The sequence below is a fragment of the Mesorhizobium sp. 2RAF21 genome (assembly GCF_052115345.1).
GTDB lineage: Bacteria > Pseudomonadota > Alphaproteobacteria > Rhizobiales > Rhizobiaceae > Mesorhizobium > Mesorhizobium terrae.
In genome coordinates this window covers 1-17,887 of record NZ_JBFRGM010000042.1, presented here as the reverse complement: position 1 = coordinate 17,887, position 17,887 = coordinate 1, and the positions used below count along the sequence as shown (strand labels likewise).

14 protein-coding genes and 1 pseudogene are annotated in these 17,887 nt (G+C 59.0%); 10 read left to right on the top strand and 5 right to left on the bottom strand.

The genetic code is table 11. The features are described 5' to 3' along the window. Positions 1 to 476: 476 nt before the first annotated feature. Positions 477 to 791 (bottom strand): hypothetical protein, encoded by a 315-nt coding sequence (locus tag AB4136_RS32945; RefSeq protein WP_024925272.1) that lies wholly within the window; start codon positions 789 to 791, stop codon positions 477 to 479. Positions 792 to 838: 47 nt separating this feature from the next. Continuing rightward, positions 839 to 1,204, bottom strand: coding sequence for a hypothetical protein (locus AB4136_RS32940; RefSeq protein ID WP_137900815.1), 366 nt, complete (start codon positions 1,202 to 1,204; stop codon positions 839 to 841). Between the two features lie 612 nt (positions 1,205 to 1,816). Here AB4136_RS32940 and AB4136_RS32935 point away from each other — a divergent pair. The 3 genes from AB4136_RS32935 (at position 1,817) to AB4136_RS32925 (ending at position 6,633) form a co-directional block, all read left to right on the top strand. Continuing rightward, positions 1,817 to 3,112 carry an HlyD family secretion protein gene (locus AB4136_RS32935; RefSeq protein ID WP_137900814.1) on the top strand — a complete coding sequence of 432 codons (1,296 nt, stop codon included), beginning with the start codon at positions 1,817 to 1,819 and terminating at the stop codon, positions 3,110 to 3,112. Continuing rightward, positions 3,109 to 5,217 carry a peptidase domain-containing ABC transporter gene (locus AB4136_RS32930; protein ID WP_024925270.1) on the top strand — a complete coding sequence of 703 codons (2,109 nt, stop codon included), beginning with the start codon at positions 3,109 to 3,111 and terminating at the stop codon, positions 5,215 to 5,217. The genes AB4136_RS32935 and AB4136_RS32930 overlap by 4 nt, the downstream gene beginning before the upstream one ends. 963 nt (positions 5,218 to 6,180) lie before the next feature. After that, positions 6,181 to 6,633 (top strand): GNAT family N-acetyltransferase, encoded by a 453-nt coding sequence (locus AB4136_RS32925; RefSeq protein ID WP_081766935.1) that lies wholly within the window; start codon positions 6,181 to 6,183, stop codon positions 6,631 to 6,633. Between the two features lie 109 nt (positions 6,634 to 6,742). On the opposite strand, the gene AB4136_RS32920 is transcribed toward AB4136_RS32925, so the two are convergent. Beyond that, a complete protein-coding gene (locus AB4136_RS32920) occupies positions 6,743 to 7,180 on the bottom strand; it encodes a MucR family transcriptional regulator (protein ID WP_024925269.1) in 438 nt (145 codons plus the stop codon). Positions 7,181 to 7,647: 467 nt separating this feature from the next. Here AB4136_RS32920 and AB4136_RS32915 point away from each other — a divergent pair, with 467 nt between their 5' ends. Together AB4136_RS32915 and AB4136_RS32910 are read left to right on the top strand one after the other, a co-directional pair. Then, complete coding sequence (locus AB4136_RS32915) at positions 7,648 to 8,673, top strand: nucleoid-associated protein (RefSeq protein WP_024927663.1); 1,026 nt, start codon at positions 7,648 to 7,650, stop codon at positions 8,671 to 8,673. Next, positions 8,648 to 10,033 carry a hypothetical protein gene (locus AB4136_RS32910; protein ID WP_024925267.1) on the top strand — a complete coding sequence of 462 codons (1,386 nt, stop codon included), beginning with the start codon at positions 8,648 to 8,650 and terminating at the stop codon, positions 10,031 to 10,033. Before AB4136_RS32915 ends, AB4136_RS32910 begins: the two co-directional genes overlap by 26 nt. Before the next feature lie 199 nt (positions 10,034 to 10,232). On the opposite strand, the gene AB4136_RS32905 is transcribed toward AB4136_RS32910, so the two are convergent. Beyond that, positions 10,233 to 10,736: an SRPBCC family protein gene (locus AB4136_RS32905; protein WP_024925266.1), complete on the bottom strand. Its 504-nt coding sequence runs from the start codon at positions 10,734 to 10,736 to the stop codon at positions 10,233 to 10,235. After that, positions 10,720 to 11,076: an ArsR/SmtB family transcription factor gene (locus tag AB4136_RS32900; RefSeq protein ID WP_024925265.1), complete on the bottom strand. Its 357-nt coding sequence runs from the start codon at positions 11,074 to 11,076 to the stop codon at positions 10,720 to 10,722. Before AB4136_RS32900 ends, AB4136_RS32905 begins: the two co-directional genes overlap by 17 nt. 336 nt (positions 11,077 to 11,412) lie before the next feature. Between AB4136_RS32900 and AB4136_RS32895 the strand changes: the two genes are divergently transcribed. From AB4136_RS32895 to AB4136_RS32875, 5 genes and pseudogenes are all read left to right on the top strand, one after another. Next, complete coding sequence (locus AB4136_RS32895) at positions 11,413 to 11,823, top strand: DUF2958 domain-containing protein (RefSeq protein WP_065997931.1); 411 nt, start codon at positions 11,413 to 11,415, stop codon at positions 11,821 to 11,823. A gap of 264 nt (positions 11,824 to 12,087) precedes the next feature. Continuing rightward, positions 12,088 to 12,456, top strand: a complete 369-nt coding sequence (locus AB4136_RS32890; RefSeq protein WP_024927286.1) for a hypothetical protein — start codon at positions 12,088 to 12,090, stop codon at positions 12,454 to 12,456. Continuing rightward, on the top strand, positions 12,453 to 15,272 hold the full coding sequence (locus AB4136_RS32885; RefSeq protein ID WP_024925262.1) for a hypothetical protein: 2,820 nt from the start codon (positions 12,453 to 12,455) through the stop codon (positions 15,270 to 15,272). Before AB4136_RS32890 ends, AB4136_RS32885 begins: the two co-directional genes overlap by 4 nt. After that, positions 15,259 to 17,133 (top strand): hypothetical protein, encoded by a 1,875-nt coding sequence (locus AB4136_RS32880; RefSeq protein ID WP_024925261.1) that lies wholly within the window; start codon positions 15,259 to 15,261, stop codon positions 17,131 to 17,133. Before AB4136_RS32885 ends, AB4136_RS32880 begins: the two co-directional genes overlap by 14 nt. Before the next feature lie 589 nt (positions 17,134 to 17,722). Beyond that, a pseudogene (locus AB4136_RS32875) lies at positions 17,723 to 17,887 on the top strand (IS5/IS1182 family transposase); the annotation flags it as partial.

Genomic DNA, 17,887 nt, shown 5'->3' with positions numbered 1-17,887 from the left:
ACCCGTGAATATCTCAAGCCGTCGAACCGGCTCCTCGTCCCTGGACTTAAGCGTAAGCTCTGAAATCGTCATGTGTCGAAGCCCTCAAAGGCTCCGAGCATCGTGGCTCATGACCACGCGCGAAAGGTGGTGCCGCAACAGCGCTCACTTTTGAGTGCGTATCGATGAGCAGCGCGTCGGCAGCTGAAATGCATGGCGCAGGCACGCTGACAGGCGCCAACTGAGATAAGTAGATCCGCTGCGGCGGATGAAGACTGATGTAGACCAGGAACGCACGTTATCCTGCCTGCGGCCGCGCCGATCGACGGTAAGACCGTATATCCGCCTCCGTCGATGAGGTGGCTCGCCCTACGCTGCGCGTCCGAGGGTTGCTCGGAAATCTCTGTGCGGGTCGATTGGTTGCCCTTGAGTTACCGCCCTGGAAACCGCGATCGTGTAACGTGAAATGGATGTCAGCGCTGTTCCCGACGCCAGAACTATGAACGCTGAAGTCGCCCGAGAATATGGGCAATGTGGCGTCCAGCAATTCTATGCAGCCATGACTTGGTAGTCAGCGCCATGCAGACGAACAATACAATTCCGAAGCTCAGGCCTATCAAAACGAGCCCGGCAACGCCCGCCATGACGGTTACATCGCCTTGCAGATCGCGAAACAAGTCCTTCAACCCGGTCGCATGCCCAGTGCGAGCAAAAAGTACGGCGACGGTAGCGAAAACAGCAGCCACGAGCGCAGTAGCTAATCCAGCCTCAATAAGGTCGAGCGCTGACACCATCTTTTCTCTATCGGTCATTCTCGGTTCGCCAGGGCAAACGGCGCGGAGCGCTTAAGATATTCGTTTCAGGATTTAGCAGCGCTTCGGTTTTCGACTATAAGGTAATTAATACCCTCTTCACGCTCCAACGTATAGAACGCGTCTTCAAAATACCCATCTTCCTCGCGGAGAGCGATTGCAAAGTACTTATTCTCACCATCCATTAAAAATACTGTTTCATTGGTTATATTCTCGACAGGCATTCTAAAAAGAACATAGCCAACGATGGCGTCTTTTATAGGGTTTCCGAAGGAATCTTTGTAGCACAAAACATAACGAAGTGTGGGGATCGAACGAAGTTTAGATGGATCGTCGACCTCGGGTTCCAAATAGTGTCTTAAGATATGCGTTCTCGCACCATCGGAAATTTTTATGTTTTGTCTAATTTTCATGAGTCTGCCTCAAAAAAATGCCCCAGCCGTAGCCGAGGCACTCTTCAGCGTCCCGTTACCTACCACTTCCACCGATACCCTTCGGTGCTGGCGATGTTGGATCGCAATTGTGAGAACCGGCCATTGATACGGTAAATCCACCAACTGGTGTCGAGTAATGACAGTCCGTCCTAATTCCGGTCCCGTCAAACCCCTTTGTTACGCCGGCGAGCGTTCCGGAGTATCCGTAGGAGCCGCCAGATCGGCCGTGATGACCATGACCACCCCCATGCCCGCCGCCGCGCCGGCCGCCGGCGACCAAGTTCATCTCTTCAATTGTCAATTCACGCATATTGATCCTCATTTGCTTTGAATGCGAACAATTTCCTGCGCTTCTTTTCCGAGATTGGCTTGGTTCATAGACGCCAAGCGGATAATTCTAGCTCTTCTAAATTTACTTCGTCAATATCTCTTGTGGGAGATCGATCTCTTCATCATTTCTACTCGAAATCTCCACGATATGTCGACTAAAGATTTGATTGTGAGCGTGGGGTGAATTCGATAATATTACACAATCGTTTATTCAGCCGGCCGTTGATGCGCGCCTGACTTACATGTGATCTGGGGTGAAATTTGGATGAGCCCCTTTTTCGATTGGAGGCCGTTACCTCCCAAAAAGACGGTTGGTTGGGCCATACCATTTTGCTGCGCCCGCTTCGTGTTTCGATCACGGCCGCGCTAGGGGTTGCTGTCGTTCTTGCAATCAGCACCTACCTAATTTTTGGAGAATATACGCGCCGGGTACGCCTTGGTGGGGTTGTCATGCCTAACACCGGGATCGTACGGGTTTTTGCACCCAATGCCGGCCGTGTGATCTCGTTGAACGTTGCTGATGGCAGCGATGTTCGCCAAGGACAATCCCTCTATACGATCACCTCCGACAGCATGACGTCTCTGGGCGAAACACAAGCAGCGGCAGCCGTGCTGCTGCGCAAACAGCGGAGCGAACTGGAAGCCGAGATCATCCGCCAGCAAAAACTGGACAGTATCGAGAAAGCTGGGCTGGCGAAGGAAGAGCAAGGCCTGCTTCGAGAGATCGATCAAGTCCAGATCCAGATAAAGGTCACGGGCGATTACGCCGCCGTGTTGCGAACCATCTCCGAGAAATACGAGGAACTGGTTCGCCGGCACGTTGTCCTGCAGCGCGAGGCTTTTGCCCGGATGGAAAGCCGGATGCAAAAGGAACAGGAACGGGAGAACCTTCGGCGTGAAGCCATTCGCCTTGAGCAAAGATTGACGGAGGTGCGCACGAAGCTGGCGGGTTTTGATGCAAAGGCCGCATCTGTCATCGGCCAGTTGCGCAGACAGATCAGCGTCATCGAGCGCGATCTCGTCGAGGGTGAAGCGCGCAGGCAGATAGACGTCACCACGCCGAGAACCGGGAATGTGACTGCCATTCTTGTCCAATCCGGACAGTTCGTTGCCGCTGGAGCGCCGCTGTTGTCGATCCTGCCGAGCGAAGCCAAGCTCGAAGTCCATCTTTATGGATCAAGCAGTGTGATCGGTTTCATGCACGAAAATGCCAAGGTGATGCTGCGTTATGCGGCTTTCCCCTATCAGAAGTTCGGCCTTCACCCGGGAACGGTCGCGGGGTTCTCCCGTGTCAGCTTGCGCCCGAGCGACATCGATACGATTTTCCTGCCCGAAAGGGGAGCTTCGCCGACGAGCGATCCATCCGCAGGCCTCTACCGGGTCATCGTCAGACCGGAACAAGATCATGTCATCGCTTATGGAAAGGCAGAGCCTATCCGGCCAGGCATGGCGGTTGAGGCTGATGTGTTCCTTGACACCAGGCCCATCTATCAATGGCTGCTTGAACCGCTCTACAGCCTGCGTGGCGCCCTCTCCAGCCACGGGGACAGGCTGTGACGGTTCTGGAAAGGCTCGCTTTCGGTTTCAGGCCCCGCTTGCCGTTGATCCTGCAAACGGAGGCAGCTGAATGCGGTCTTGCTAGCCTGGCAATGATCGCGTCCCACCACGGGCATCAAATCGACATCAGCACCATGCGCCTCAGATTCAGCGCATCGCTGAAGGGCATGACGCTCTACAACATCGCTGATCTCGCCAGTGAGCTCTTTCTTTCGACGCGGGCCGTGCAAGTCGCGCTCGATGATCTTCGCGATTTAAAGACCCCTTGTGTCCTCCATTGGGATTTCAGCCACTTCGTTGTCCTGGACAAGGTCATCGGCAAAGGGGCCATCATTCATGATCCGGCCCGGGGCCGCCGTCATGTCACACGCAAGGAACTCAATCAGAGTTTTACCGGCGTTGCCCTCGAAGTCTGGCCTGCCCAATCCTTCTCGCCAAAAGTGGAGCAGAATCGGTTCCAGCTGGTGAGCTTGTTTCGGGGCGTCGTCGGTCTCAAGCGGGCTTTGGCGCAGATTTTCCTGCTTGCCCTTTGCCTCGAGGTCTTTGCCATTCTCTCGCCGCTTGGTCTGCAATTGATCATTGATCAGGCCATCGTCAGTGCCGACCTCGATCTAGTCACGGTGGTCACCGTAGGCTTGGCGCTGTTGGTCCTCTTGCAGACGGCTATCGGCTTTGTCCGCTCATGGGGGACAATGGTGCTGATGACCAGGTTTGCTATCCAATGGGATATAGGCCTGTTCTCTCATCTGATGCGCCTGCCTCTGTCATGGTTCGAGAAGCGTCATGTCGGTGACATCGTATCCCGTTTCGGTTCGATCCAGACGATCCAGCATACGCTGACAACGGATCTTGTCAGCTCCATCATGGACAGCCTGATGGTTGTGGGCATGCTGGCCATGATGTTTCTCTACAGCCCGCCCTTGGCTGTCATTTCCTTGATCACAACCGGGCTTTACGTGCTGGTCAGGGCTGTTTTCTACCGACCCTACCGTTCAGCCACCGAAGCGGAGCTCGTGCACCACGCGCGAGAAAATACCCATTTCATAGAGTCAATTCGGGGCGCAAACAGCGTCAAGGCCCTGGGCTTGGAGGAACGACGCCAAAGCACATGGCTAAACACCTTGGTCGACGCCGTCAATGCCGGCCTCAAAACGAACAAGCTCGATATGGTTTTCAATGGGATCAACGGTTTGCTGTTCGGCTTTGGGCGGGTTCTCATGCTCTGGCTGGGCAGTCGTGCAGTGATCCACGGCAACCTGACCGTCGGCATGCTCATGGCGTTCTCCTCCTATCAGGAGCAGTTTACCAGTCGTGTCACCGAACTGATCAACATGATTTTCAAGCTGCAAATGCTGTCGCTGCAAGGGGAACGGCTAGGCGACATCGCACTCGCCGAACCCGAAGCGCACAAAGGCATCGCACGGGTTGGAACTTCGATCGGCATCGTGGCGGGCCGCCTTGAGGCGCATGGGCTTCGTTTCCGCTATGGCGACGGCGAACCGGATGTGTTGGAGGGGATCAATCTTACGATTGCAGCGGGCGAAAGCGTCGCCATCACCAGTCCATCTGGCTGCGGAAAGAGCACATTGCTAAAAATCCTTGCGGGGTTGATTCAGCCCACGCAAGGGCGTGTCTGCCTGGATGGCTGTGACATTCGCGATATGGGACTATCCAACTATCGAAAAATCACAGGCTGCGTTCTTCAAGACGACCAATTGTTTACTGGAACGCTAATCGAAAACATAGCTGCTTTCGATCCCCATGCCGATCAAGAGTGGATCGAGGAGTGCGCGCGCCTGGCGGCAATCGATGGCGAAATCCGGATGATGCCCATGGGCTATGAATCGCTTGTCGGTGATATGGGCAGTGCGCTTTCCGGAGGACAGAAGCAGCGCTTGTTCCTTGCACGCGCGCTCTACCGCAAACCACGTATCCTGTTCCTGGACGAAGCAACATGCCATCTCGACGAGACCAACGAGTATCTCGTCAATCGAGCGCTCGCGGACCTTCGCATCACCCGGGTGATCGTGGCTCACCGGCCGTCGACAATCGCTATGGCCGGCAGGGTGATCGCGATCGGCAACGGCCGGATTTCCAACCCATGAAGGCTCGGGGCAACCGTCACATCCCCTGGTCGAGCGGATCAGGGAATGGGGCAATCTAGCCGCGCCATTTGCCGGCGACGGTTCCTCTATGAGTTGCAGGAAAACGGGAACCGGAAGCCGATTTTGAACGCCACCTCGGAGGCGTTCCCTTCGCTACCACGCTTCGACGTGAACTACCCACCAGGATTGTCGCGCCTTGTTCTCGAAATGTCTCAAATTCACCGGAGATCCTCCATGCTACGAAGGAGCCCGACATGCCGCGCAAATGCACTACTCAATCTGGGTGCAGAGACCGGACGCTTACACGGCCGATAGAAACGGGAAGCACGATATCTTGCCTGTGGCCGGCACTGCCGGATCACGCACGAATGCCTGTGATGTTGCCCCGTGAATCCGATAGCGACATGTGCCGCGACGGTTCGAGCGCTGACAATAAGCAGCGCAGCTATCCCGTCGATGAGCCGGAAGAGTGCACGGCGTACCTGATCTCGACGACTGCGCAGAACCTCGCGCCCTGGCGTGTGATATCAAGCGATTTACTGCTATGAAGGAGAAATGGCGATGGCGAATACTGGCGCGAAATCCACCCCAAATAAGAGGGCAGGATAAAAGCGCGCACGGTGCGCTTCGGTCTGGCGGTTGTTTTTGCTCAGCTTTCTGCCGGGTTTTGCACGGTGCAGCGTATCCGTGCACCTTGCGCTTTCGTGTCAGTGCTTTGAAAAAACTAAACTTTCTACACGGTGCGAGGGCTGGGTCTGACGCTGGGGGTATCTTATTTCAACCGAAAGCCAACATCACGATGTTGCAGAGGCTGGTATACTGCATACCGATTGTTGTTTCCGTAAGACGTTTCGACGGGCAGGGGATGCAAGTCAGAAATGCGACAGTGAGGTGCTTCCTTTCCTGACTCAAAGCTAAGCCGGATCGGATGCGAGCCGTTAGGCTCCACGGATTACTCGACAAATGACACGAACGCTTCCTGTTTCCATCTCGATCGAGCGACCTGCCGGCGCTGATAATGCAGCGTTGATCGAAGAACGGATCGCCCATTCTCAGGTCAATTTGCCGCCCCAGAGTATCCATTCATTCAGCCTGTCACAGCTCGACAAGCCCGACATAACGTCCTGGACGGCAAGGATGGGCGCGGATCTTACAGGGCGCGGCGCGCTGAAACGTCACAGCGATGGCACCGGCGAGATCAAAAGTATGTTTGTACGGCCGGCTTGGCGAGAAAACGGAATATCCCGCAGGCTACTGACGGCAATTGAAGATGAGGCGCATAGGATCGGCCTCAAGTGTCTATTTCTGGAAACCGGCACAGATGCCTTGCAGCTCGAAAGCTCTATGAGAATTTCAGCTACGTCTATTGTAAGCTCTTTGGCCAATACGAGCCCGCCCCACTCTCAGACTTCATGACCAAGGCAATCGGCTAAGCCACCAATCCTGCTTCGAGCTCGGTAGCATCTACCCCGGCCGCAACGCAGGCTGGATCGTTCGTGCGATCTGTCTCTTGCGAGCTTGCAAGCTACGATGAGCCCCCGCGCTTGCGACCGCGCTTCTGGTCCGGTTTCCTGCCCAAGCCGAGCTTCTTGGCCAGTGCGGATCGCTGCTCCGCGTAACTTTCGGCCACCATCGGGTAATCTGCCGGGAGTAACCACTTTGCGCGATAGCCCTCGGGGGTCAAGCCCAGCGCGGTCAAATGCCGCTTCAAGGTCTTGTACTGTTTCCCATCTTCCAGGCTGATGATGAAGTCGCGCGTGACCGACTTCTTGATGGGAACCTTGGGCTTCAGCGGCTCAACGGTTGGTTCTTGTCGGCCATTAAGATTGCTCAAGCTCTGAAAGACGCTCGCGATTACGCTCGGAAGTTCAGATACCGGAACCGGGTTCTTTGTGACGTATATGCTAACTATCTCGGCGGTAAGTTCGGTGAGAAATTCAACGGTGAGATGCTGGTCGGCCATTGTTTGTTTCCCCTTATCGATCGCCGAAATCTGCCAAGCCGATAAAGCTTGGTTTCGTAAGATGGGACACGATTGCGCCCTAAGAATTTGCCCGGTCCGAAAACGTTTGGCATCAGCTTTTGCGGCACGCGCCGACGATGCGTCATCGGAGTCAAGACCGATGGGGCAAGTCTTGACTACTCCGATCCCATCCAAGCTCAGCTTTGAGCATCGTTGACCTCAACCATGCGTGCGCGGATGGCCGATATGCGCGTTCAAAGCAGACCCCCGAACATCGCCCTCCTCACGGTCATGCACGAACGTGCAAGACCCGCAACTCACACCGGCATCTTTTTGCATACTCGCACCCGAGCTCCTACTCTACGCGGACGTACTGATCGCTCTGGCCGCAGATCTTCACTGCAACTGTGATGATCCGAGCGGGAATTTTCTGCTAACTTGATCGGGGAACTAGGGGGAGAATCAACGTGGCTTTTTTCGAAGGTGATCAGGTTTCCGCCCTCTCAATCGAGCGAATGGTTTTCCATCTTGTAGGGCCACGGCCAGAAGACATGGTGTGGCTGGAGGAGATCAATCCCGGTCGGTTCTCGGATTTCTTCATCGACCGCATCCGCTCCGTGAACAACGGATTGCCCTATGTGTTCTCGGACGCCTCCGCCACGCGTGAACGTCTGCGGCGCATCGCAACGGATTCCAAGCACTTCCAAACCGAAAGCGAGAAGCTCGCAGAAGATTTTCAGCGTCTCCATGGCGGCAGCGCTGCGGCCGGAGCGTTTCTGCTCTTTCAACTCGCTGCCGCCGGGGCGCAATTTTTCGCCCTCCTCAAATATGATGACGAAAAGGTGCTGACCTACGAGCTCGCGGAGGGAAGGGGCGGCCGTAAGAAGGTGAGCCTGGACGCACTTGAGCGGACCTTTGTCCAAAACCGGGATGCGCTTCAGAAGTCCGCGCTGGTCAAACTCACCGAGGCGGGCGGGGAATTGACGGTCCTCGATCGCCGCAACCAGCAAAACGTGGCGCGCTATTTCGAGAATTTCCTGGATGCCGTGCGTCAGTTCGATGACGCGGAGGCAACGCGCAAGATGGTCGATGTGACCCGGCAGGTCATCCGCGAAAACCGGGATCTCGTATCACCGCAGGTCTATCAGGAGGTGACGAAACGCACATTCGATGCCGCGTCCGCGGGTGGGCAGGTCGGCGTAGACGATCAGAAATCGTTTCTCGACACCGTGGTTGGCCAAGCCCTGCCGCCGGACCATCCGCTGGTGGCTAAGTTTCAGAGCGCGCTACGTAAGCAGCGACTGGATGGAACGCCAATCAAATTTGACGTCTCAAACGTCCGCCCGCCATCAACGCTGCGCTATCGTACTAAAAACGGGATTCAAATCCGGGTGCCTTCCGAGCTGAAGAAGGTCGTCACGGTCGAGGCGAACCGGATCATCATCAACGACCCGCTTGATGTCAGTTATGATGACACCGACACGCGTCTCTGACCTCATCGTCCGGACCGCGCAGCCGACCGATATCGACGAGCGGTCGGGTCTTGCGATCCTACATGCCGCCCTGTCCGATGCGGAAGTCCGCAGTGCCTGGCTTGATCTCCGCCGGTCGCCACCTCCTTTCATCGGCTCGATTGTCATCACGGATGTCGAGTCGGATGAACAGCTTGAGGATGACGCGCCGGTGTCGGATGCGAGATTTCGAGTCGTCTTGGAAACGGTCTCCGTCGAGGGTGAGCTCCGGCTGTTCCTTGGCAACTCCCTTCTCAACGCGGTTGACGCGATCGAAGACGTCAACTGTGTACAGATAGCGGACATGGCTGGAAACGGGACCTTCACGACATACCGGAGCCGGTTCCAGGTCTGGACCAACGAGCCGCCCGAACTCTACGCTCCATCTGAGGCGCTGCCTGATCCTCGCACCCTGTCAACCGATTTCACGCGGGTGCGTCTCGTGCCGGAAGATCTGCGTCCCTGGTTGCAGCGCAGTGGACCGAAAAAGTCCAGCACGGCATATGAAGCTTGGAAGGGGCTATCCGGCCCCCGTCTGCTCGCCGCGCTCGCCAATCGGGTCTCCGAGACCGATGTAGGTATCGCCTATCACTTCAGTGGGCCACCTTCGTGCATCATCACACCTTCGCCGACGCAAATAAGCACGGTCTTTGACCGTATGTTGGCAGGAGCCGGGTGGGTGTTCGCTGAGGGCCGCGACACGGATACCCGCCATCTGCTCCTCGCCAATGAACTGGCCCGGAGCCATAGGAAAAGTGCGCTTGCTGAATTTGGCGACGGAAGTCTTGACTCCGCGAAGGGTGCCTACGCCGCTTATGTGCAATCGAGCAGCCGCGAGACTCTGAAGGCATTGGCGGAGCTGCGCAAGACAGTTGTCGACGAAGCACAAAAGGCGAGCCAGAAGGCGCAGGATCTCGCAAGCAGCCTGTGGAAGGACGCGGCACTTGCCGCAGTCCCATTCGGCCTGAAGCTTCTCCCCGATGCCACGAAAGTCGGGAACCGCTACATCGCAGGCGCGATGGCGTTCGCCGCTATTTTGCTCCTTTCGTTCTCCTACGGGATCCAGCTGTTCATCAACCACAAATTCTTCAAGAATCAGGGCAACGCCCGCCGGGTCTGGAAACAGGCGCTGAATACAATTCTAACCCCGGCCGAAATCGAGGAGTTCAGCGAGCAGCCGGTCGCCAAGAGCATCGCTGACTATGGAACAGTGCGGCGCTGGGTTGGCTTCGTCTACGTGGGCCTAATCCTCGCGCTTGCGGTATTTGCCCTCTATAACTTCTGGCCTGACCTGTTCGCCGCCATACCAGGACCCGCAGCGCAACCCGAGCCTGGCCCTTGATTGGCAGAACGGTCACCTGGCGTTCGGCGCGGGCCTTGATCAGTATCTGCACGCCAGACCAGCTAATTGTGCGATCGGGTTCACGCACCTCTTGAAGTGGAGAACAACGGCGGTTTTGCGCCTTCGCTCCGGCCAGAAGGGCCGGTGGAGTCACTTTCCAAGAGCAGGCGCTCCCTCGAGGTGAGGTTCCCGACACGCGCTACTCGCCTGTGCAGGAAAGCAATTCGTCGAGTTGCTCAAGCTGCTCCGGCAATGCGGCCGCCGAGCCTTGCAGTGCTTCCTCAAGCGCCTCCTTGGACGGATAGACCTCGTGGAAATTCAGTAGCGTCTTCCCGCCCTGGTCCTCGAAGGTCACAGTCGTGATCGCGCCTTCTTCGCCCTCGTCGTTGGTCCAGACGATGCGCTCGTTCGGCACCACCTCGAGATATTTGCCGTGAAAGACCATGGTGTCCGAACCGCCGGCGCCGAATTCCAGCCGATATTTGCCGCCGGTGCGGACGTCCATATCGCACGATACGAGCAAAACGCCGGACACCGATCTTGGCACCCACCAGCGTTGGAATAGCTCCGGCTGGCTCCACGCCCTATAAACCGCGTTCGGCGACGCATCGAATGTTCGCGTCACGACGAGTTCGCAATCCCCTCTGCGCTCGACCGACGTGCGGTTCTGCGCACCACCTGCACTGTTAACTTGCTGATTCATCGCTTCCCTCCCGTTTCATTTCGCTGATGATTTCGTCCAATGCTTCGAACCGGGCCTCAAAGAGCTTGCGATGCGCCTCGATCCACTCGGCCTCCGCCGTGAGGCCGCGTTTCCCAAGTCTGCAGGTCCTCACCCGTCCGACCTTCTGCGTGACGACGAGCCCCGCCCGCTCAAGAACCTGGACGTGCTTCTTCATGCCGGTCAGCGTCATCTGGAACTTATCCGCGAGACTGGTGATCGACGCGTCCTCTCGCCCAAGCTGATCGATGATCCCGCGGCGTGTCGCATCGGACAGCGCCGCAAACGAGAGATCGAGGGGAGTACTTAAATACTGAACCATTCAGTTCAGTATTTAGCCTGCTCACACGGGAAGCGCAAGTATCCCGAACTTTCCATGCAGTAGACCGGTCATCCCAGATCATTCACCGCGGCGGCGGCGGCAAAAAATTGCCTGCTGCGAGGTCAAATGCGCCATCTAGGAGTCAATCGTTCCTGCGCCGAAGCATCGGCCATCTTTTCTCCATTCATGCGCCGCTCGACAAAAAGGCAGCGGAATGCTGGCCGACGCCGCAGCACGGTCAAGCCCGGCCCGCGCCGAACCGTGTAGGGCCTGACCGCGCCGCTTTGGTTGCGCCGGCCTAACACCTCCTCGCCCTCGATCGGAGAGTGACATTGAATGGACGCCATCATGGCCGAACCGCTCATCACTGAAGACCAACTCGCCCAACTTCTCGCCAATGACTCACGAAATTTTGCTGGTGAGAACATCGATCCGAAGCCCGTCGTCAAGCTTTTCACGCCTGACGCGGCCGTCACCTGGCTCATCACCGAGGCCGATCCCGCGGACTCGGATCATTTGTTCAACCTCTGCAATCTTGGTCTTGGCCAACCGGAACTCGGTTACATTAGCTTGGCCGAGATCCGATCCCTGCACGGCAGGCTTGGCCTCCCGGTCGAGCGCGACCTGTATTTCATGGCCCAATATCCGTTGAGCTGGTACGCGAAACAGGCAGGGCTTCGACCACCTAGATGGTCGACAACCTCTTCGTCCGGTCGCCGACGGCGGCGAAGGTCGACAAGCCAGTGAACGTCGTTACGGGCTCCAGGATCAAGCATATTCGGTTTGCGAACTGTCTGACGCAGGTGTTGGCCGAATCTCTCCAGACGCTCAAGCCGAGGAAAGGGATCGGTTGCGCCTCAAATCTGGGCCACAGAAGTAATTAAGCTGTTTCTGCGCGTGGCGGGACGCTGCCTTTTCGGCGCGTGACATGCTAGAGTTACACCATGGGCGTTTGCCGGCGCCGCTATACGCAATTCGCAAGTCGTTTAGCTAAACGTGTCGGACAAGAGAATGGCATTTTACGTCCCTCTGCCGGTGACGCTTCCGCGATGGCACATGATCATCGCGGTCGTCTTCGTGATGACGGCGACCGAGGCTATCGCCGGACCGATCGTTTCAGTTTGCCCGGCGCCACTTGCGCCGCGAAGGGCGCTGCCCTCCGACACCGTCTGCGTGGACCTGGCGAGCCGAAAGCGCATCGCAGCCGAAAACGCGCGCGCCCCGCTTCTGTGGGTGCCCGGACCATTCGGTCCAAAGACCTGCGCCAACGGTTATGTCTGGCGTGAGGCTATGGTGCAGGATCTGGTCTGCGTCACGCCCGACATCCGCAGCTTCGTCGCAAGTGAGCAGGCGAACCCGATGCTGGCGGTCGGACAATGATGCGCCGCCTCGCCGCGTTCTGCCTGTTCCTTGTATTGGCGCTGCCCGCGGCAGCACAGACCGCAGCCGACCTCGGCCCGGCAGCGACGACCGGTCAGGCGGCGCATGATGGCTTCGCCGAGCGCACGCAGCGCCTCCACCTCGTCATGGCGTGCGGCAATGAGTACGAGTTCGTGCAGGGATTCGTACTGGCGAGCCGGTTCGGCAAAAAGGGGTTTCCAGATGATCCGAACACACCAAACCTCAATGAATCCGACCTCGCCGCGTGGCCGCTAACCTTGGTTCTCGGCAAGGCGGCGGTGCTGGCGGACGCGTCGATCGCCCCAAACTCGACTGCGGCCGGTCGGCCCGTCTGCTACGGCGTGCTCGCCGAACCCACGGCGGTCATCGCAGCTTGGCGCCCACTCGCCCGCTGCCGTTCACCAGACGATCCGCCGTCCTATCTGGGTCAGCCAGACAGCCGCGGGCGCTGCCCGGAGGCACGAGCATTGCCCCGCAACGCCTCAGCCCAGGATGTCGTCAACCGCGTCTACAATGACTGGTTCGGGTTTCGTTTCGAGGACGACCAAGGCCCTTGCTCAAGCGTAGCCTACGTATTTGTTCCACCGGGTGACAGCCGCGTGCAGGTGGATATGACCCGCGCCTGCCTCGCCCGGCAGATACGCGCCGTGCTGCTCGACGACCGCCATGGGCCGTGGACCGAGGAGGGCGGCATCGTCAAGCCCGAAGTCCCCGGTACCGATGGCGTACCTTGCCTCTCTGAGTTCTCCGGCGCCGACGTGAAAGGCGACTGGGATATGGGAGTTCTCGAATATACCCGCATCGCGCATGTGCTCTACCGCGTCGGCGAGCGTGGCCACGGCGTCGGCTTTGACGTCGACGCCGCACTTGGGCGGCTCAACACGCGCTTCCTGTCTCTGCGATCCGCGCCCGGCAACGCAACGGCGCGTGAGCAATTCAACCTGGTCTTCAGCTGCGGCAACCAAAACAACCAGTATGGCAGCGCGATCGACACCGTGGAGGGAACTGGCAGCGACCCAGGCGTTGGACGTTACAACAACGACGGCGCGGAGGAACTCCACCCGTCGGGCTGGGACAGTTTCTGGCGCTTTCTCGCGGTGCTTCTCATCCTGATCGCGGCGGCGGCCGTGTCATTCGGTATCGGCGCCGCGATAGCAGCCGGAGCGATGGCAGCAGGCGCCGCAGCGGCAGCGGCAGCGGTGGTGGCGGCGGTTGTGACCATCATCATCTTCGGCTCGGTGCTGTGGGCGAGCATAGACGAGACAGAGAACCACCTGCTGATGCAGAACACCTCGCGTTATCTTAAAAACAAGCTGATGATGGCTGAACTCGCCCGCGCCGGAAACCGCGAGGCGTTCGACAAGATCTCCGACCTCAACGACGACGTGCGCGAATGGCTCCTGAAGCGCATGCAGCGGATCGCGAAAGAAGACTTCCTTGAATACAACGCGAAGCCATATGCGCGGCTCAGCCACTTCGCGCTGCTCAACCTCATCGATTATGCCTGCGACGTGCGATGGAACTATGACCTTGCCGGCCTGCAGCGGGGCGCCGACGCTCCGTGCGATGACAAGGACAAAGCGATCGTGACCGCAGCGGCGGCGGTGTTCGACTTGTCGGCGGCAAAGGCAGCGGTCGGCTCACTCGAAGGCCGAAGGCTAATCCCGTTCCGCCGCCGTGCCGAAGTGAACAAGCAATTCTATGACGGCCGCCCACTGACAGAACTCGTCCAGGGCGCCGACACAATGATTGGTGCCCTTCAGGTATGGACCGGCAACAACCGCTTCGCCCCGACCGGGATCGCGAAGCCGGAGACGTTTGGCCAACTCTCTTTCTACTCTACCTCGCGCTATCGCCCTGACCCGATGATCCTCGATATAGCCGTCGACAAGACGACACCGCGAGTGCAGCAATACCGCCACTTCGGTCGCGAAGCCTATGTCAGCGGTAATGGCTGGCTCCTCACCGCCGGCGGCAACGACGAAGGCCAGCCTGCTGGAACCAGCCTCATCTTCGGCATCAAAACATATCTGCTGTCTCCGGCCAACGACCGTGGAGTCGGTGTGCCGACGACGCTGATGACACGAGCGCGAACCGTCACCAACAGCGACGGAACGACACGCGAGCGCAACCGCGTCACTGACTTCCTCCGCTTTGACGGAACTGCAGAGCAATATGGTATGGAAGAAGACAAACCGCTGGTGACGTACTCGCACAACAACTGCATCGCAGGCGCCTTCGGCTGCGGGCTGCGGCCACGATTGCCAGCGGATTTCAGTCCGTCGTGCTGGACGACGATCGACCAGCATTTTTATGCCATCGATGGCCACGTCTGCCCTGCGCTGAAGGACCCGGACGACCGCGGCGACGTGTTCATCGCCCTTTATGACCACGACGGCATCGACGTCGACGGCTCGAGTTGGGGCTTCTTCGAGGTGGCCGAGCAGGATCGCTTCGGACGGTCGCTGGCCGCTTTCATCGCCGCAGTGAAAGCAAGGAATTCCGGTCGTGTCGCCGATTGGGAGAAGGCGTCGGCCAGCGACAAGGTCACCTACACGACGACGGATGACCGAACCCTCGAATTCGAGGCGGAGGACGAGGATTTCGGCGCAGACCGGCGCGCCTGTGGCATCGTCAATCACGAGAGCGACGCGCGCTTCACGATCAGCGCCGTGCCAGCGGCGCAGGCGGCGAATTGCCGGTCGGTCGGCCGGCGCATCTTCATCAACCTCGATGATGAAGAGAATCCGGTCCGCAAGGCCGAGGACGGGGCACAGCTCGATGATCTGTTCTAGCCGCCTCGCCACCCTCGTACTGGGTTTCATGCTCGTCACGGGCGGCGCGGCAGCGCAGGAACAGTTCGTCACCGTGTGCGGCCGCGACGATGCGCCGGGCGGGCTCAACCTCGCCACGGCGCTCGGCCAACCGGGATCGATCATGATCCGCTGCCCGGCCGGAGAAGACCACATCGCGGTCACCGCGACGCATGTTGTGCCATCCTCGCGCACGATCCGCTCCGAACAGCCTGTGACACTGTCCGGTCCCGGCAATGGGCCGATGTTCACCACGACGTGGTCGCTGTATCTGACCGGGCTGACGCTCACCAACAAGGCAGCAGCCGCGGGCACGATCGTCGCAGGCGACCACGCAACCGTCACGCTCGACAATGTGATGGTCGAGGACAGCCCATCGGCCTTTCTGGTGCGCACGCTACGCGCGAAGAACAGCCGCTTTCGCCGCAACGGCGACGCGCAAGCGGAAGCGACCGGCAGCGCCGTGGTCAACGCCGAGACCGTGGAGATGGCGGACTGCGAATTCATCGGCAACGGGGACCACCCGATCGCCGGCGGCGCGTGGCCGACGCCAGACCGGGTGGCGCTGTCGCGGCAGATCACAATCGATCGGTCGACCTTCGCCGGCAACCGCGCAAGCCTGCTGTTCACGGATGCGCGGGTCAAAATCCGTGCCAGCCGATTTGTCGAGAATGGCACCCGCCCGGAGGCGGCGCGCGATGCCTTCGGGGCGACCGGCGGCGCGCTGACCATCGTACGGTCCGATGTCGAGATCACCGACAGCGACTTTGTCGACAATGGCTCGTTTGGCCTCGGCGGCGCCATCCTTGCGCTCGGCTCGCGCGTCACGCTGACGAAATCGACCTTCGAACACAACACAGCGCGGATTGGCGGCGCCATTGCCGCATTCGGTCGGCCACCGCGCGAGAACATCTGGAGCGCCGACGAGTGGATCGATCTGCCGCGGCTTGTGATCTCTCGCGTAACTTTCGATGGCAATACCGCCGACCAGGCTGGCGGCGCACTGGCATTCGCGGGGCAGGTCATGGCCGACGGCGTGCTGCTACGCAACAATGTCGCCGGCCGCGTCGGTGGGGCGATGGCCGCCTTGGAGGCCGCGTCATTGCCCGAGCCGTGGCAGAACGTCTTTCAGGTTCTCGCCGACACGACCAACCCCATACCCAACGACCAGATGACGTTGACGCGGTCGATCATCGTCGACAATCACGCCGCAGATGACGGGGGCGCATTGGCGTTGGGCGGGGTCGACTCGGCAGTCGGCAACACAATTCTCGCGCGCAATACGGCAGCGGGCGCCGCCATCTCGGGCTCGCGCCTGCGCCTGGTCAATTCGGTTGTTGCCAACAACGCCGCCACCGGCCTTGCCGCGCCCACCGGTGCCGCCCTGGCGCTTGGAAACGTCGCGATATTTTCAAACACCGGGGGCAATTGTGTGCCCGGAGCCACGCCAACGGCGATCGGTCCCAACCTGCAGAGTCCAGACAATGCGTGCGGCGCGGCAGCCCAAGTCGCGGACCCGGGACTCGATAGCGGCTACGCGCCGGGCTTCTTCAGCGCCGCGCGTGGCGCCGGCGATTGGCGCCTCTGTATCACCGACCCGGTCGTTGGCGGCGTTGACCTCTACAGTCACACGCGCGCAGGTCGTGATGGGCGATGCGCGATCGGTGCTATCGAGCGCGATTTGACCGAGGTGTTTGCAGCGGGCATGGGCCTGGGAAAGCCGCATACGCTGCCGAGGTGGCTTTGGTGGTGCCTCGCGCTCTTCCTTCTGATCGTATTCCTGTTCGGCTTGTTGCGACGGTGCAAGCGCGCCAAACGGCGTCTGTTTTCACAACGCGCATAAAGCCGTGGAGATGGACCGAGATGGAGGCCTGGATTGTGGACATCGTCGTTGGATCAAGGGCGGGCCTTCAGCTAATTTCGCTCAACTCCCCGAGCGCAATGTCAAAAGACCAAGGGCTCTATTTCCACGCGACACCATCTCTGCACCATCACCGCGATATATGTCCGCCGTCAGGACCTTTGAGACAAATAGAGGGACTTCACGAAGGGAGGAGTTCTGGTTCATCGTAGCCGCAAGGAGCGAAGATGAAGCAGAAATCCGTGCCGACATAGGCACTGTCGGTCATGATGCGGGTCACGTGCCCGAAATGATGCTGGAGGGCATGAAGGCTGGGCGGTCGCGTTTGCCGACAAAGCGGGCGAAGGTCTTGCGGCCCTGATACGTGGTCAGGTGACAGGGCGAGCCGTCTCCTTGCGAGGCAGATCGATGAAGAGGGGCGAACCGCTCGTTCGAGCGATGATGAGGGAACTGGCAGTTATGACCTCCGGGGCACGGCGGTCGACGATGCCGCTGCCGGCAAGGGAGAGCCAGAGGGTTGATTTTCACTGCATGCCGATTCACAGCTCAGACAGTTAAATCGTCACTAGGTCCTAGGGTGAAGAAGTTTCTATCCTGCGATCACTTCTCGGTCGACGGCACACTAATCGAGGCCTGGGCGTCGACGAAGAGCATCGAGCCGAATAGCTCGGATGAGCCGCCGGCTGGCGGCGGCGGGCGCAACGCGGAAGCGAACTTTCATGATCAAAAGTGGTCG

Excerpts from the sequence above, each read along its gene's own strand:
- AB4136_RS32945 (WP_024925272.1), bottom strand. The coding sequence starts at position 791 with ATGACCGATAGAGAAAAGATGGTGTCAGCGCTCGACCTTATTGAGGCT.
- AB4136_RS32940 (WP_137900815.1), bottom strand. The coding sequence starts at position 1,204 with ATGAAAATTAGACAAAACATAAAAATTTCCGATGGTGCGAGAACGCAT.
- AB4136_RS32925 (WP_081766935.1), top strand. The coding sequence starts at position 6,181 with ATGACACGAACGCTTCCTGTTTCCATCTCGATCGAGCGACCTGCCGGC.
- AB4136_RS32920 (WP_024925269.1), bottom strand. The coding sequence starts at position 7,180 with ATGGCCGACCAGCATCTCACCGTTGAATTTCTCACCGAACTTACCGCC.
- AB4136_RS32910 (WP_024925267.1), top strand. The coding sequence starts at position 8,648 with ATGATGACACCGACACGCGTCTCTGACCTCATCGTCCGGACCGCGCAG.
- AB4136_RS32905 (WP_024925266.1), bottom strand. The coding sequence starts at position 10,736 with ATGAATCAGCAAGTTAACAGTGCAGGTGGTGCGCAGAACCGCACGTCG.
- AB4136_RS32900 (WP_024925265.1), bottom strand. The coding sequence starts at position 11,076 with ATGGTTCAGTATTTAAGTACTCCCCTCGATCTCTCGTTTGCGGCGCTG.
- AB4136_RS32895 (WP_065997931.1), top strand. The coding sequence starts at position 11,413 with ATGGACGCCATCATGGCCGAACCGCTCATCACTGAAGACCAACTCGCC.
- AB4136_RS32890 (WP_024927286.1), top strand. The coding sequence starts at position 12,088 with ATGGCATTTTACGTCCCTCTGCCGGTGACGCTTCCGCGATGGCACATG.
- AB4136_RS32885 (WP_024925262.1), top strand. The coding sequence starts at position 12,453 with ATGATGCGCCGCCTCGCCGCGTTCTGCCTGTTCCTTGTATTGGCGCTG.
- AB4136_RS32880 (WP_024925261.1), top strand. The coding sequence starts at position 15,259 with ATGATCTGTTCTAGCCGCCTCGCCACCCTCGTACTGGGTTTCATGCTC.